17 protein-coding genes are annotated in these 14,681 nt (G+C 72.5%); 5 read left to right on the top strand and 12 right to left on the bottom strand.

What is annotated here, in order from left to right; genetic code table 11:
- Positions 1–24: 24 nt before the first annotated feature.
- From hisF to hisD, 8 genes are read right to left on the bottom strand one after another with little or no spacing between them, the layout of a single operon-like run.
- Positions 25–780, bottom strand: coding sequence for an imidazole glycerol phosphate synthase subunit HisF (gene hisF, locus ACRAKF_RS11280; protein WP_447036816.1), 756 nt, complete (start codon positions 778–780; stop codon positions 25–27).
- Positions 777–1,181 carry a RidA family protein gene (locus tag ACRAKF_RS11285; protein WP_447036817.1) on the bottom strand — a complete coding sequence of 135 codons (405 nt, stop codon included), beginning with the start codon at positions 1,179–1,181 and terminating at the stop codon, positions 777–779. The genes hisF and ACRAKF_RS11285 overlap by 4 nt, the downstream gene beginning before the upstream one ends.
- Positions 1,178–1,906 carry a bifunctional 1-(5-phosphoribosyl)-5-((5-phosphoribosylamino)methylideneamino)imidazole-4-carboxamide isomerase/phosphoribosylanthranilate isomerase PriA gene (priA, locus tag ACRAKF_RS11290; protein ID WP_447036818.1) on the bottom strand — a complete coding sequence of 243 codons (729 nt, stop codon included), beginning with the start codon at positions 1,904–1,906 and terminating at the stop codon, positions 1,178–1,180. Before priA ends, ACRAKF_RS11285 begins: the two co-directional genes overlap by 4 nt.
- Entirely contained in the window at positions 1,903–2,544 is a 642-nt protein-coding gene (gene hisH, locus ACRAKF_RS11295; RefSeq protein WP_447036819.1) for an imidazole glycerol phosphate synthase subunit HisH, read from the bottom strand. The genes priA and hisH overlap by 4 nt, the downstream gene beginning before the upstream one ends.
- A gap of 17 nt (positions 2,545–2,561) precedes the next feature.
- Complete coding sequence (locus ACRAKF_RS11300) at positions 2,562–2,726, bottom strand: hypothetical protein (RefSeq protein ID WP_055550328.1); 165 nt, start codon at positions 2,724–2,726, stop codon at positions 2,562–2,564.
- Between the two features lie 4 nt (positions 2,727–2,730).
- Positions 2,731–3,324 (bottom strand): imidazoleglycerol-phosphate dehydratase HisB, encoded by a 594-nt coding sequence (hisB, locus tag ACRAKF_RS11305; protein ID WP_447036820.1) that lies wholly within the window; start codon positions 3,322–3,324, stop codon positions 2,731–2,733.
- A complete protein-coding gene (locus tag ACRAKF_RS11310; protein ID WP_447036821.1) occupies positions 3,321–4,427 on the bottom strand; it encodes a histidinol-phosphate transaminase in 1,107 nt (368 codons plus the stop codon). Before ACRAKF_RS11310 ends, hisB begins: the two co-directional genes overlap by 4 nt.
- On the bottom strand, positions 4,424–5,758 hold the full coding sequence (gene hisD / locus ACRAKF_RS11315) for a histidinol dehydrogenase (protein WP_447036822.1): 1,335 nt from the start codon (positions 5,756–5,758) through the stop codon (positions 4,424–4,426). The genes ACRAKF_RS11310 and hisD overlap by 4 nt, the downstream gene beginning before the upstream one ends.
- Positions 5,759–6,013: 255 nt before the next feature.
- Here hisD and ACRAKF_RS11320 point away from each other — a divergent pair, with 255 nt between their 5' ends.
- The 4 genes from ACRAKF_RS11320 to ybaK all read left to right on the top strand — a co-directional run bounded on the left by ACRAKF_RS11320 (position 6,014) and on the right by ybaK (position 10,042).
- Complete coding sequence (locus tag ACRAKF_RS11320; protein WP_447041923.1) at positions 6,014–7,528, top strand: oxidoreductase; 1,515 nt, start codon at positions 6,014–6,016, stop codon at positions 7,526–7,528.
- 247 nt (positions 7,529–7,775) lie between these two features.
- Entirely contained in the window at positions 7,776–8,747 is a 972-nt protein-coding gene (locus tag ACRAKF_RS11325; RefSeq protein ID WP_447041924.1) for a hypothetical protein, read from the top strand.
- A 2-nt stretch (positions 8,748–8,749) separates the two neighbouring features.
- Positions 8,750–9,496 carry an LON peptidase substrate-binding domain-containing protein gene (locus tag ACRAKF_RS11330; protein ID WP_447036823.1) on the top strand — a complete coding sequence of 249 codons (747 nt, stop codon included), beginning with the start codon at positions 8,750–8,752 and terminating at the stop codon, positions 9,494–9,496.
- Positions 9,497–9,535: 39 nt separating this feature from the next.
- Positions 9,536–10,042 carry a Cys-tRNA(Pro) deacylase gene (gene ybaK, locus ACRAKF_RS11335; protein ID WP_447036824.1) on the top strand — a complete coding sequence of 169 codons (507 nt, stop codon included), beginning with the start codon at positions 9,536–9,538 and terminating at the stop codon, positions 10,040–10,042.
- A 152-nt stretch (positions 10,043–10,194) separates the two neighbouring features.
- Here the strand turns inward: ybaK and ACRAKF_RS11340 are convergent, their stop codons facing one another.
- From ACRAKF_RS11340 to ACRAKF_RS11355, 4 genes are all read right to left on the bottom strand, one after another.
- Positions 10,195–10,872: a DUF2567 domain-containing protein gene (locus tag ACRAKF_RS11340; RefSeq protein ID WP_447036825.1), complete on the bottom strand. Its 678-nt coding sequence runs from the start codon at positions 10,870–10,872 to the stop codon at positions 10,195–10,197.
- A 34-nt stretch (positions 10,873–10,906) separates the two neighbouring features.
- Positions 10,907–11,728, bottom strand: coding sequence for an ABC transporter permease (locus ACRAKF_RS11345; RefSeq protein WP_447036826.1), 822 nt, complete (start codon positions 11,726–11,728; stop codon positions 10,907–10,909).
- A gap of 76 nt (positions 11,729–11,804) precedes the next feature.
- The gene (locus ACRAKF_RS11350) at positions 11,805–12,785 is read right to left on the bottom strand and encodes an ABC transporter ATP-binding protein (RefSeq protein WP_447041925.1); all 981 of its coding nucleotides are present in this window, start codon (positions 12,783–12,785) and stop codon (positions 11,805–11,807) included.
- Positions 12,786–12,902: 117 nt separating this feature from the next.
- On the bottom strand, positions 12,903–14,153 hold the full coding sequence (locus tag ACRAKF_RS11355) for an NYN domain-containing protein (protein WP_447036827.1): 1,251 nt from the start codon (positions 14,151–14,153) through the stop codon (positions 12,903–12,905).
- A gap of 331 nt (positions 14,154–14,484) precedes the next feature.
- Between ACRAKF_RS11355 and ACRAKF_RS11360 the strand changes: the two genes are divergently transcribed.
- A complete protein-coding gene (locus ACRAKF_RS11360) occupies positions 14,485–14,664 on the top strand; it encodes a hypothetical protein (protein WP_447036828.1) in 180 nt (59 codons plus the stop codon).
- Positions 14,665–14,681: the final 17 nt, after the last annotated feature.

Below are 14,681 nucleotides of genomic sequence, written 5' to 3' on the forward strand. Positions count from 1 at the left end.
CGTAATCTCTCCCGCCGACGGCGCCTAGCGCACCGGGTGGCCCGCCTCTCGTAGCGTTGTTTTTACCTCGCCGATCCGTAGGTCGCCGAAGTGGAAGACCGAGGCGGCCAGGACCGCGTCCGCGCCCGCTTCGATGGCCGGGGGGAAGTGGGGCAGGGCGCCCGCTCCGCCGGAGGCGATGACCGGGACCGTGACGTGTCGGCGTACGGCGGAGATCATCTCGATGTCGTAGCCGTCCTTGGTGCCGTCGGCGTCCATCGAGTTCAGGAGGATCTCGCCCGCCCCGAGCTCCGCCGCCTGGTGCGCCCACTCGACCGCGTCGATGCCCGCCGACCTGCGGCCGCCGTGGGTCGTGACCTCGAAGGCGCCCGAAGCCGTGCGGCGGGCGTCGACCGAGAGGACCAGGACCTGGCGGCCGAAGCGCTCCGCGATCTCGCGGATCAGGTCGGGGCGCGCGATGGCCGCGGTGTTCACGCCCACCTTGTCCGCGCCCGCCCGGAGCAGCTTGTCGACGTCCTCGGCGGTGCGCACGCCGCCGCCGACCGTGAGCGGGATGAAGACCTGCTCGGCGGTGCGGCGGACCACGTCGTACGTCGTCCCGCGGTTGCCGGAGGACGCGGTGATGTCCAGGAAGGTCAGCTCGTCGGCGCCCTCGGCGTCGTAGACCTTGGCCATCTCGACGGGGTCGCCCGCGTCCCGCAGGTTCTGGAAGTTGACGCCCTTGACGACGCGGCCGTTGTCCACGTCCAGGCAGGGGATGACCCGTACGGAGAGAGTCATGCCGCACCCGCCTCCGGGCCGTACGCCTCCACCTCGACCTCGACGACCAGGCTGGAGTCGATGAAGCCGGAGACGATGAGCAGCGACGCGGCCGGGCGGATCTCGTCGAAGAGCTCCTTGTGGGCGCGGCCCACGTCGTCGACGTCCCGCGCGTGGGTGAGGTACATGCGGGTGCGGACCACGTGCTCGCGGCCGAGGCCGAACTCCCGCAGGGCCTCGACGGCCGCGTTGAAGGCGTTGATGGTCTGTTCGTAGGGGGTGCCGGCCTCGATGACGCCGTTCACCACGGACGTGCAGCCGGAGACCAGGACCAGGCCGTTCGGCAGCGCGACGGCGCGGGAGTAGCCGATGGTCTCCTCCCAGGGGCCGCCCGAGCTCACCCGGCGTACGGCGTCGCTCATGAGGAGGCCACCGCGGCGAGCGCCTCTTCCAGCGTGAACGCCTCGGCGTACAGCGCCTTGCCGACGATGGCGCCCTCGACGCCGAGCGGGACAAGCTCGGCGATGGCGCGCAGGTCGTCCAGGGACGAGACGCCGCCGGAGGCGACCACGGGCCGGTCCGTCGCCGCGCAGACGTTGCGCAGGAGCTCCAGGTTCGGGCCCTGGAGCGTGCCGTCCTTGGCGATGTCGGTGACCACGTAGCGCGCGCAGCCCTCGGCGTTCAGGCGCTCCAGCGTTTCGTAGAGGTCGCCGCCGTCGCGGGTCCAGCCGCGGCCGCGCAGCGTCGTGCCGCGCACGTCGAGACCGACGGCGATCTTGTCGCCGTGCGACGCGATGACCTTGGCGACCCAGTCCGGGGTCTCCAGGGCCGCCGTGCCGAGGTTCACGCGCGTGCAGCCGGTGGCGAGCGCGGCTTCCAGGGACGCGTCGTCGCGGATGCCGCCGGAGAGTTCCACCTTGATGTCCATGGCGCCCGCGACCTCGGCGATCAGGGCACGGTTGTCGCCGGTGCCGAACGCCGCGTCCAGGTCGACCAGGTGCAGCCACTCGGCGCCCGACCGCTGCCAGGAGAGGGCCGCCTCCAGCGGGGAGCCGTAGGAGGTCTCCGAGCCGGACTCGCCGTGGACGAGGCGTACGGCCTGGCCGTCGCGGACGTCGACGGCGGGAAGGAGTTCGAGGGAGCTCACAGTGTTCCGATCCAGTTGGTGAGGAGCTGGGCACCGGCGTCGCCGGACTTCTCGGGGTGGAACTGGGTGGCGCACAGGGCGCCGTTCTCGACGGCCGCCACGAAGGGCTCGCCGTGCGTGGACCAGGTGACGTGCGGCGCGCGCATCGCCGGGTTCGCGACTTCGAGGGACCAGTCGTGCACGGCGTAGGAGTGCACGAAGTAGAAGCGGGCGTCGTCGTCCAGGCCCTTGAAGAGGGTCGATCCGGCGGATGCCTCGACCGTGTTCCAGCCCATGTGCGGGACGATGTCGGCCTTCAGCGGCTCGACCGTGCCGGGCCACTCGTCGAGGCCCTCGGTCTGGACGCCGTGCTCGATGCCCCGGGAGAAGAGGATCTGCATGCCCACGCAGATGCCCATGACCGGGCGTCCGCCGGCCAGGCGGCGCCCGACGATCCAGTCGCCGCGCGCCTCCTTCAGGCCGCGCATGCAGGCGGCGAAGGCGCCGACGCCGGGCACGAGGAGGCCGTCGGCGGCCATGGCCGTGTCGTAGTCACGCGTGATCTCGACGTCCGCGCCCGCGCGCGCGAGGGCGCGCTCGGCGGAGCGGATGTTGCCGAAGCCGTAGTCGAAGACGACGACCTTCTTGGGAGTGCTCATGTCGCTGTACGCCCCCGTCAGTTCCAGTAGTCGAGCCGCAGGATGCCCGCAGCCAGGCACATCACGGCGCCGATGGACAGGAGCGTGATCAGGCTCTTGGGCATCCCCTGCTTGACGAAGGAGATGATGCCGCCGATCAGGAAGAGTCCGACGACGATGAGGATGGTGTTGAGGCCGGTCATGGCTTTACAGCGCGCCCTTCGTGGAGGGGAGGATCCCGGCGGCGCGCGGGTCGTGCTCGGACGCGTAACGCAGCGCGCGGGCCAGGGCCTTGAACTGGCACTCCACGATGTGGTGGGCGTTGCGGCCGTAGGGCACGTGGACGTGCAGGGCGATCTGCGCCTGCGCGACGAAGGACTCCAGGATGTGCCGGGTCATCGTCGTGTCGTACGCGCCGATCATCGGCGCCATGTTCTCCGGCTCGGTGTGCACGAGGTACGGACGGCCCGAGAGGTCGACGGTCACCTGGGCGAGCGACTCGTCGAGCGGGACCGTGCAGTTGCCGAAGCGGTAGATGCCCACCTTGTCGCCGAGGGCCTGCTTGAAGGCGGCGCCGATGGCGAGCGCGGTGTCCTCGATCGTGTGGTGGGAGTCGATGTGCAGGTCGCCCTCGGTCTTGACCGTGAGGTCGAACAGGCCGTGGCGGCCGAGCTGGTCGAGCATGTGGTCGTAGAAGCCGACGCCGGTCGACACGTCGACCTTTCCGGTGCCGTCGAGGTTGATCTCGACGACGACCGACGTCTCCTTCGTGGTGCGTTCGACCCGTCCTACGCGGCTCATGCGTCTCGCTCCTTCTTGAGTTCGCGTACCGCATCGAGGAACGCGTCGTTTTCTTCGGGGGTTCCCGCGGTGACCCGCAGCCACCCCGGTACCCCGTTGTCCCGGACCAGGACGCCCCGGTCGAGGATCTGCTGCCAGACGGCGTGGGCGTCTTCGAACCGCCCGAACTGCACGAAGTTGGCGTCGGACTCGGTCACCTCGTACCCCGCCGCGCGCAGCTCGGTGACGAGGCGGTCCCGCTCGGCCTTGAGCTGCTCCACGTACTTCAGGAGCGTGCCGGTGTGCTCCAGGGCGGCGAGGGCGGTGGCCTGGGTGACGGCCGACAGGTGGTACGGCAGCCGCACGAGCTGCACCGCGTCGACGACCGCCGGGTCGGCGGCGAGATAGCCGAGGCGCAGCCCGGCGGCGCCGAAGGCCTTGGACATGGTCCGCGAGACGACGAGGTTCGGCCGCCCCTCGATCAGCGGGAGCAGCGAGGCGCCGTGGCTGAACTCCACGTAGGCCTCGTCGACCACGACCAGGGACGGCTTCGCGGCCTGCGCGGCGTCGTGGAGCGCCAGGACCGTCTCGGCGGGGACCGCGGTGCCCGTGGGGTTGTTGGGTGTGGTGATGAAGACGACGTCGGGCCGGTGCCGGGCGAGGGCGCGCTCGGCCGCCGCCACGTCGATGGTGAAGTCGTCGTTGCGCGGTCCTGAGATCCAGCCGGTGCCGGTGCCGCGGGCGATGAGGCCGTGCATCGAGTACGAGGGCTCGAAACCGATGGCCGTCCTGCCGGGCCCGCCGAAGGTCTGGAGGAGCTGCTGGATGACCTCGTTCGAGCCGTTGGCCGCCCAGACGCCCTCGGGGGCGATCTCGTGGCCCCCCGTGTCGCTGAGGTAGCGCGCGAGGGCGGTGCGCAGCTCGACCGCGTCCCGGTCGGGGTAGCGGTTGAGGTCGCGGGCGGCCTCGCGGACCCGCTCGGCGATGCGCTCGACGAGCGGCTCGGGCAGCGGGTAGGGGTTCTCGTTGGTGTTCAGGCGTACGGGTACGTCGAGCTGGGGCGCGCCGTAGGGGGACTTGCCGCGCAGCTCGTCGCGTACGGGAAGGTCGTCGATCCTGGTCACTGGGGCTCCGGCACCTTCCATCCGAACCTCGCCTTGATCGCCGCGCCGTGCGCCGGGAGGTCCTCGGCCTCGGCGAGCGTCACGACGTGGTGGGCGACGTCGGCGAGGGCCTCGCGGGTGTAGTCGACGATGTGGATGCCGCGCAGGAAGGACTGCACGGACAGGCCGGAGGAGTGGCAGGCGCAGCCGCCGGTGGGCAGGACGTGGTTGGAGCCCGCGCAGTAGTCGCCGAGGGAGACCGGCGACCAGGGGCCCACGAAGATCGCGCCCGCGTTCTTCACGCGCTCCGCGACGGCGGCGGCGTCGGCGGTCTGGATCTCCAGGTGCTCGGCGCCGTACGCGTCGACGACCCGCAGGCCCTCGTCCAGGCCGTCGACCAGGACGATCGCGGACTGGCGGCCCCGGAGCGCGGGCATGACGCGGTCCTCGACGTGCTTGGTCGCGGCGACCTGCGGCGTCAGCTCCTTCTCGACCGCGTCGGCGAGGGCGACGGAGTCGGTGACGAGCACGGCGGCGGCGAGCGGGTCGTGCTCGGCCTGGCTGATCAGGTCGGAGGCGACGTGCGCCGCGTCGGCGGTGTCGTCGGCGAGGACGGCGATCTCGGTCGGCCCGGCCTCGGCGTCGATGCCGATGCGGCCGGTGAAGTAGCGCTTGGCGGCGGCGACCCAGATGTTGCCGGGTCCTGTGACCATGTTGGCGGGGGCGCAGCTCTCGGTGCCGTACGCGAACATCGCGACGGCCTGGGCGCCGCCGACCGCGTACACCTCGTCGATGCCGAGGAGGGCGCAGGCGGCGAGGATCGTGGGGTGCGGGAGGCCGCCGAAGTCGGCCTGCGGCGGTGAGGCGAGCGCCATCGACTCGACGCCGGCCTCCTGCGCGGGCACCGCGTTCATGATCACGGAGGAGGGGTAGACGGACCGGCCGCCGGGCGCGTAGAGCCCGACGCGCTCGACGGGCACCCACTTCTCGGTGACCGAGCCGCCGGACACGACCCGCGTGGTGTGCGGGGCGCGGCGCTGCTCGCGGTGGACGACGCGGGCGCGGCGGATCGACTCCTCCAGGGCCGCGCGCACGGCCGGGTCGAGGCCGGTGAGGGCCTCGGTGATTGCGGCGGCGGGGACGCGGACCTGCTCCAGGCCCACCCCGTCGAACTTCTCCGCGAACTCGATCAGCGCCGCGTCGCCACGATGGTGCACGGCCTCGCAGATGGGCCGCACCTTCTCCAGGGCGGCCGCGACGTCGAAGTCGGCACGGGGCAGCAGGGCGCGAAGGGCGGACCCCGACGGGAATTCCGTGAGGGCGTCGCCGCGCAGATCGATTCGAGAGATCACATGACCAATTCTCTCAGACCTTCTTTCGGTACCTGACGCCTGTATCACTGGCTGATATGGGCCCCGGAAGACAGCGTTCACCACTAGCGTTCAGCCGGTCACACAGCGGGCATGAAACAGGTGTACGAAGAAGCGGAGAAACGGTCCTCGCGGGACGGGGACCGGTGCGCCGCGGGAACGGGGAGGAACACAGCAGTGGTCGACGACGCCGGTAGCGGGGACCCGCCCGACGGGCTGACCGCCGCGGAGATCGGCATGTGGCAGGCCTTCCGCAACGGCACCGTCTACGACCTCAGGTCCGGGGACGCCGCGGCGGACGACCCGCACGGCGGTCACCCGTGGGGGCCCGAGCGCAGCGTGCGGGCGCGCATAGTGTGCTGGCTGCTGCTCGACGGGCCGCCGGCCCTCGCGGGGCGGGTCTCCTCGCTGAAGCTGGCGGGCATACAGATCACCGACGTCCTCGACCTGGCGGGCGGCACCATCGCCCCGTACACCGAGCTGAAGCACTGCCGCTTCGAGAAGGAGGTGCTCCTTCCGGAGTCCCGCTTCGCCACCCTGCGGCTCGTCGACTGCTCGATCCCGCGCATCGAGGCCGCCAGGCTGCACACCGAGGGCGATCTGCACCTGCCGCGCTGCCGGGTGCACAACGGCATCCGCCTCACGGACGCCCAGATCGGCACCGACCTGCTGCTCAACCAGGCGGTGGTCTACCGCGACCGGCGCAGCCGCTCGATCACCGGCGACGGCCTCACCGTCGGCCAGGACCTCCAGGCCGAGATGATGGAGTCGCACGGCGAGCTGAGCATGCGCGGCGCGAAGATCGGCGTCTCGCTGAGCCTGCGCGGCAGCCGGCTGATCAACCAGTACGGCCGGTACGCGCTCAACGCCCCGCAGCTCACCGTCGAGCGCACCCTGTACCTGACCCCGGCCGCCGTCGGCAATCCCCCGCAGACCAGCGGCACCACCCCGGCGCGCGGCACGCGCGTGCAGCGCTTCGAGTGCGAGGGCGGCGTCCGGCTCGACGACGGCCGCTTCGGCGACGCCATCGACTTCGCGCAGGCCCGCTTCACCCTCCAGAACGACCAGGAGATCTCGCTGCGCCGCGTCCAGACGCCCGAGCTGCGCTTCCTCGGCGAGGCGCCGCAGCGCGGCAAGGTCGTGCTGTCCGGCGTCAAGGTCGTCAACCTCATCGACAGGGCGACGAGCTGGCCGGGCCCCGGCGGCCTCCAGATGGGCGGCTTCAGCTACGAGAACCTCGTGCCGCAGGGCAGCTTCACGCTGGAGCGGCGCCTGGCGTGGGTGGCGGCGGCGACCGCCGAGTACAACCCCGAGCCGTACGAGAAGCTGGCCGCCGTGCTGCGCAACGGGGGCGAGGACGCCGACGCCCGCGAGGTGCTCCTCGCCAAGCAGCGCAGGCGCCGCGAGACGCTGCCGCTGGCGGCGAAGCTGTGGGGTTACGCACAGGACTGGACGGTCGCGTACGGCTACCGGCCCGGCCGGGCCGCGGTCTGGATGGCCGTGCTGTGGGCGGTCAGCGCGGTGGCGTTCTCGCGCGCCGACCACCCGCCCCTCAAGGAGGGCGAGCACCCGAACTGGAATCCGGCGCTCTTCGCCCTGGACCTGCTGCTGCCCGTCATCAACCTCGGCCAGGACAGCTACTGGCAGCTCCGCGGCGGCTGGCAGTGGTTCTCGACCGCCCTGATCCTGCTCGGCTGGGTCCTGGCCACGACCGTGGCGGCGGGCGCGACCCGGCTGCTGCGCCGAAACTGACGCCGGGCGGGCGCGACCGGGGGTGGCCGGGACGCCTGGGGCGGCCAGGGGCGGCTGTGGCCTGATGGGTTGACCTGCGGCTGAACCGTTATGCGCCCGCGGGCAACCATCCCCCGCCGTCGGCCGTCATCCCAGCGGCAACCAACAATTGAGCAACCACGAAGGTGACCGGCGGGCCGTGCGAGCGGGTGCCGGTTGAGGCGCAAAGGAGGGCACGGTGCTGCGTGCCTTCATCCGTACCGCCCGCATGGTCCGGCACACCCCGGGCCTCGCCGCCGGCCTCCCGCCGGACGACGAGGTACTCCTCGACGTACCCGACGAGCGGCTCGCCCCGGCCCTCGTCGCCGCGGGCCGCGGCGACCACGGCCCGGCGGCCAAGCTCCTGGCCATGACCCGCGAGGCCGCCGAGTGGGAGAACCGCGACCGCTACACCACCCGCCTCGCCGCCTTCGCCCGCTCCCGCCCCGAGTGGTTCGACGACTGGCTCGGTGCCTCCCCGCACGACCCCGACCTGCTGCTCGTCAAGGCCGAGCTCGCCGTCGTCCGCGGCTGGGAGTCACCGGCGCGGGCCGAGCTGCTCCGCGAGGTGAGCCCGCTGCTCACCGCCGCCGCGGAGGCCGACCCGCGCGATCCCGTGCCCTGGCGTATCGCCCTGGACCACGCCCGCGGCACCCACGCCCCGCACACCGTCTTCGAGCAGCTCTGGGAACAGGCGGTGCGCCGCTCCTCGTACCACTACGGCTGCCACGCCTCGGCCCTTCAGTACCTCTCGGCCGCCTGGTACGGCTCGCACAGCGAGTGCTTCGACTTCGCCGAGCGCGCCGCCGCCGACGCGCTGCCGGGCTCCCTGATACAGGTCCTGCCGGCCCGCGCCGCCTTCGCGTACCTCACCAGCCCCACGGGCCGGGTGCCGCGCGAGCGCCTGGAAGCGGCGGCCGACCTCGCGATCGCCCTGTCCCGCGACTACGACGCCGGTGACCCCTGGCCCGCCGAGGTCCGCAACCTCCTCACCTACGTCCTGGTCCGCCTGGAGCGCTGGGACGACGCCCTGGAGCAGCTACGCCTGATCGGCCCGTACGCGACGTCCTTCCCCTGGGACCGGCTCTCGGACGATCCGCTCGGCCAGTTCCTGGAACTGCGCGACGGCATACGCCTCGAAGTGGCGTCGATGACACCGCTGCGCCCTCCGCGCGGCCGAGTACGCTCCGACGACCATTAGGCTTGCCGGTCGTGACCACCCGGCTTCCGCTCTTCCCGCTCAACTCGGTGCTGTTCCCCGGCCTCGTCCTGCCGCTGAACGTCTTCGAGGAGCGATATCGCGCCATGATGCGCGAGCTGCTCAAGACCCCCGAGGAGGAGCAGCGCCAGTTCGCCGTCGTCGCCATCCGCGACGGCTCCGAGGTGGCGCCGAGCGCTCCAGGCCTCCCCGACCCGACGGCGGTGCCCGAGCACGGCCCCGCCGCGGGCTTCGGCGCGGACCCCCTCAAGGCCTTCCACACCATGGGCTGCGTCGCGGACGCGGCGACGATCAGGGAGCGTGACGACGGCGGCTTCGAGGTGCTCGCCACGGGCACGTCCCGCGTCCGGATCCACTCGGTCGACGCCTCCGGCGCCTTCCTGACCGCCGAGGTCGAAGAGGTGCCCGAGGAGCTCGGCGAGGAGGCGGGCACCCTCGCCGAGGGCGTCCTGCGCGCCTTCAGGTCGTACCAGAAACGCCTGGCCGGGGCGCGGGAGCGCTCGCTGTCCACGGGGGCCGAGCTGCCGGACGAGCCGTCCGTGGTGTCGTACCTGGTCGCCGCGGCGGCCGTCCTCGACACCCCCACCAAGCAGCGGCTCCTGGAGGCGGCGGACACCGCGGCACGGCTGCGGGACGAGCTGACCCTGCTGCGTTCGGAGACGGCGATCATCCGCAACCTGCCGTCCCTGCCCGCGACGGACCTGACCCGCGGAACCACCAGCCTGAACTGACGTACGCGAGACGCGAGAGGCGCGAGAGGGCGCGAGACTGTGGCGAAGAAGCAGAAGAAGCAGCCGGGCGGCACCGGCGGCACCCCGGCGACGGTGGCCCTCACCGCGGCCGGCGCCGCCTTCACCGTGCACTCCTACGCGCACGACCCGGCCCACCCCTCGTATGGCGAGGAGGCCGCGGAGGCCATGGGCGTGTCCCCGGAGCGGGTCTTCAAGACGCTGGTCGCCGAGGTCGACGGCGAGCTGACCGTGGCCGTGGTGCCCGTCGCGGGCTCCCTCGATCTGAAGGCGCTGGCCACCGCGGTCTCGGGCAAGCGCGCCGTGATGGCCGACCCGGCGGCGGCCGAGCGCACCACGGGCTATGTGCGCGGCGGCATATCGCCGCTCGGCCAGCGCAAGAAGCTGCGCACGGTCCTCGACGAATCCGCCTCGCGGCACCCCACGATCTGCGTCTCGGCGGGCCGCAGGGGCCTGGAGGTCGAGCTTTCACCGGATGACCTGGCGGAACTCACCGCCGCGGTCCTCGCACCGATCGGCCGCGCCTGACGGTTTCCGGCCGCTCGCGCGGACGACGTGAAAGCGCCCTCGACAGGGCTTCGGGGCGCGACTAGTACCGGGAGCATGTCGAAGAAGACGCGCATGCGGAAGTGGCGGGCGAAGAAGCGCAAGGCCAATCACGGCAGGCGCCCCGCCTAGGATCAAGCCTGCGGGCCCTCGGGGCGGGGCTCGTCGCGGGGCTCTCCGTAGTCGTAGAAGGACCTCGGATACGGCTCCGGGTCACGCGGCCCGAAGAGCCCGGTGAGGCCGAGGTGCACGGCCAGCGCGGCCACCGGCCAGGCGAGGAGCGCGCCCTTGGCCTTGAGTTCGAGCGGGGCGTCGAAGACGACGCCCTTGCCCGCGGACCTGGCGTGCGCCACGACGTCCGTCTCGGGGCCGAACCATATCCCGGTCCGCCACGCGACCAGGGCGCCCAGGAGGCTGCCGAGCGCGAGACCGGCGACCAGCGGGATGCCCCCGCGCTTGCGCAGCAGGAAGACGACGGCACCGCTGAGGACACCGAAGCCGAGCGCGAGCAGAGTGAACGTTCCGTCGACACCGATGGCCTGCTCGCCCTCGGTGTCCTTCAGGTAGACCGCCTCGCCGTCCGAGATGAGCGGCACGCGCGGCGCCAGCCACATCCACACGAGGCCGAGGACCACTCCGCTGACGGCCACCACGACCGCGGTCACCGCGGCCTGCCGCACTTCCGTCCTCATGCCGGGCCCGTCCTCCTCGTATCCGTGAGGAGCTGCGGCTCCCGACGGCTGCGCGGGGGCCTGCCAGGGGTTGTGCGGTGTGTCGTCGTGCGGCGGTTGGGGTGTCTGCGGTGCGGTCACCCACACATCGTGCCAGTAGTACCCGAGCGGCGCGTCACCGGACAGCCGCCCGGCGGTACGCCCAGGTGGCGACGGCGAGCGAGGCCACACCGACGCCCGCGCAGACCGCCAGATCCAGGGCGACGAGGGCCCAGTCGGGGTCAGGACCGAAGGTGTTGGCGAACGCCTCCACGCCGTACGTCGAGGGCAGCAGGTCACGCGCGTACTGGAGCAGCGTCGGCATCCGTTCCGCCGGGAGCACGCCGAGCAGCAGCGCCGCGGACATGCCCATCTGCCCGAGCAGCGTGGCCAGTTCGGGGCGCGGCGCGAGCAGGCCGAGTGCGGCGCCGAGCCCCGCGAGGGCGGCTCCGGCGAGCGGGATCACGGCGATGAGCACCCAGAGGTGGGTGAGCGGCAGCCCGAAGAGCCCGCAGCCCACGATCGCCGTGACGAAGGTGCCGGGCACGGTGAACGAGGCGTACGCGGCGGCGGCGCCGAGGACCACGGCGGCGGGCGGCACGGGGAGCGTGGCGTAGTGGTCGAGGCCGCCGTCGGCGCGGAGCCTGCCGAAGTACTGGGCGAGCAGGTTGAGCGCGACGAACGCGACGACGAGCACGGAGGAGCCCGCGACCACGGCCCGCGCCTCACCGCCCCCGTCCACGACGCCCCGCATCAGGATCATGATCCCGACGGACTGGAAGGTCGCCACGAACAGCAGCGGGATCCGCGCGACCCGGGCCCGGGAGAGCTGGGCCCGGTAGACGGCCGCGAGCGCGGGGAACAGCCGGGCGGGCGGGCCGAGGGCCCCGACGCCTCCGAAGCCGTCCTCGGTACGCGTTTCCTCCCGCACCACGGCATCAAGCGGAACGGCACTCACCGCAGAACCCTTCTGTAGCTGTCCCTACCCCACGCGAAAGCTGTCCCTGCCGCACGCGAACCGGTGGCCAAAGAACTCACCCCTTGACCAGGCCTCGCCCGCTGCCGCCCAGGGCGAGGTACACGTCCTCCAGGCTGGGCGTGGCCAGGGTGAAGTCGTCGAGGGCGGCGAAGGCGGCGCCGCCGGTGACCGCGGCGACGGCGGCCCGGGCCTCGTCCGGCGCCAGCCGGAGCACCCACCGCCGCCCCGACTCGACCGCGGAGGATCGCAGCGCGGCGACCTCCGGGACGTCCAGCGGCGCCCGCTCCCGCCACACCAGCTCCACCCGCACCTCGTCCGCGACCTTCTCCTTGAGCCCGGCCGGGGTGTCGCAGGCGATGACCTTGCCCTCGTCGAGCACGGCGACCCGGTCGAGGACGGTCTCGGCCTCGATGACGTTGTGGGTGACGAGCAGCACGGTCGTCCCGCGCTCGGCCCGGCGCCGGTCGATCGCCGCCCAGACGGCCCGCCGGGCGACGGGGTCCATCCCGGTGGTGGGTTCGTCAAGGACGAGCAGCGACCGCTCCCCCACCAGCGCGGTGGCGAAGCAGGCGAGCCGCCGCTGCCCTCCGGAGAGCTGCTTGAGGGGCCGCGACGCCAGCGGCGTGAGCCCCAGCTCGTCGAGGACCCCGTCCCGCTCGGCACGGGCCCGGCGCACGTCGAGCCCGCGCAGCCGCCCGGTCGTCTCGACGGCGAGGGACACGGTCAGCTCGTCGAGGGCGGTGGACTCCTGCCCGAGGTAGGCGAGGAGCCGCGCGGCCCGCTCGGGGTGGCGCACGATGTCGTGGCCGAGGAGTTCGACCGCGCCGCTGTCGGGCCGCATCAGGCCGGTCAGCTGGCGTACGAGGGTGGACTTGCCGGCGCCGTTGGGTCCGAGCAGCCCGAAGATCTCCCCGCGCCGGACCGTCAGGCAGATGCCGTCGGTGGCGCGGACCTCGGGCGTCGCCGGCCTGCCGCGTCGGCCACGTGCGGCCGGGTAGGTCTTGACCAGGTCGCGCACGGCGCAGACGGCGTCGATGCCGTGTTCCTTGCGGCGTTCCTGTCGGACTGCCGGTGCCGGGCGCGTACTCACGAAGGACGAGACTACGGGGTGCGCGGGCGCGGACGACGCCCGGGGCGCCCCGTACGCCCCGAATCAGTCACCTGCCCGGTCCCCCGCGGTCGCGTGCTCGGCGGCCGTCCGCGCGTCGACCTCCCGCCAGAATCCCGCCCGGATCGCGTACCGGTCGTGCTCGTCGATCTGGTCGTCCTTGTGGGCGAGCAGGCCGAAGCGCGCGGCGTAGCGGAGCAGCTCGCCGTCGACGCGGTGCGGGATGCGGGGGTACATCGCCGACAGCTTCTGGAGGTTGTGCTGCTCGGGCAGGCGCGTCATCCAGCGCCGCGCGAACACCTGCCCGACTTCGTAGGGGTCGCCGCCGACCGTGGTGATGTCCTCCTCGCGGTCGGCCCAGCGCTGCTCGGCCGTCGTGAGCTGGGCGAGGGTCGGCAGGGCCGCCGCCTCGGGTCCCTCGGGCGCACCGCCCGGCCGCTCGACCCAGCCCTTGTCGGAGGACCAGCGCAGCGTCGCGTTGGCCGGGTGGTGGGCCGCGGCCTGGGCGCCGGGGGCGGGGGCGCGCAGGGCGGCCAGGTCCTTGGGGGTGGGCACGCCCTTGCCGGTGGGGCCGCGGTGCTCGGCGGTCTCCTGCCCGTTGGCCCCGGCGTCGGGGGTGCGCCCGGCGGGGGTCTCCTCCTCGGTGCGCTGCGCGGCGGCGGCGAGGGCGGACTCCGGGAGCGGTGCGGAGAGGATGGCGGCGATCTCGGGGCGCGGCACGGGCGGCGGCGCGCAGATGCCGGTGAGCTCCTTGGGGCGTACGGCCTTGGTGATCCAGGCCCGGTCGAGCACCCGCCGCTCGTCGGCCTCGGCGACGAGGTCCTCGGACTGGTTGTAGTCGCCGTCGGCGGCCTGCACGGCCCAGAGGTGGACGGCGACGCCGTGCTCCTTGGCGGCCATCATCCCGGGCAGCAGATCGCCGTCGCCGGTGACGAGCACGACGTCGGAGCAGGCGCGGTTGCGGGCCAGTTCGGTCAGCTCGGCGTGCATGGCGGCGTCCACGCCCTTCTGCGCCCACCGTCCGTCGCTGCGGGTCAGGGCGCCGAGGCGGACCGTCACGCGCGGCATGACGCGCAGCCGCCGGTGTTCGGGCTGGGGTACGCGGTCGGGGGCTCCGTCGAACCAGTAGATGCGCAGCAGCGGGCGTTCGGTGTCGGATTCCGCGCGCTCGCGCAGGCCCTGGACGAGGGCGGTGTGATCGACGGTGATCCGGGATCTGGACGGTTCTCCCGCGAGGAGACTCGCGGCCGCGCCCAGCAGATACCCGGCGTCCACCAGGACGATGCAGCGGTCCACGCGATCCACCCTCTTTCCCTGGAGATTCCCTGGCGTTCCTGGAAGTTCCTGAAAAGTGCCCGGAGGTTCCTGGACGTTCCCTCGCAGGCCCACGAACACACCCCGTGACGACAACGAATCAGGGGTGCGGGTCGGCGCCGGGTTCCCTTCGAGTCTGCCCGACCCGGCGGAGGTTAACGGGCGGAACTCGATCTTCGGCGTGGCGTATCCACGGTTCTGTCACCGATGCCCCCTTATCACGCAGGGTAATTCTCCGAAATGCGCGCTTTGTCCGGCTATGTGAATCTGAACGCGTCATGGCCCCCAGATCCCCTTCAGGAGGAAGATCACCATGGCCAAGAACAAGAATCGCAAGCAGGGCAGCCAGCAGGACCGCGCATCGGCGTCCGAGCGGGCCAAGGAGCAGGCCCAGACGTCCGCCGTCGAAGCCGAATCGCGCATCCAGACGCAGGCCCAGGGCAGCCCCGCTGATGTTGCCCGTAAGCACCAGCGCCGCTTCGGCCACAACTGACGGCCGCATAGGTACGC

The organism is Streptomyces sp. DSM 118878, assembly GCF_052936595.1.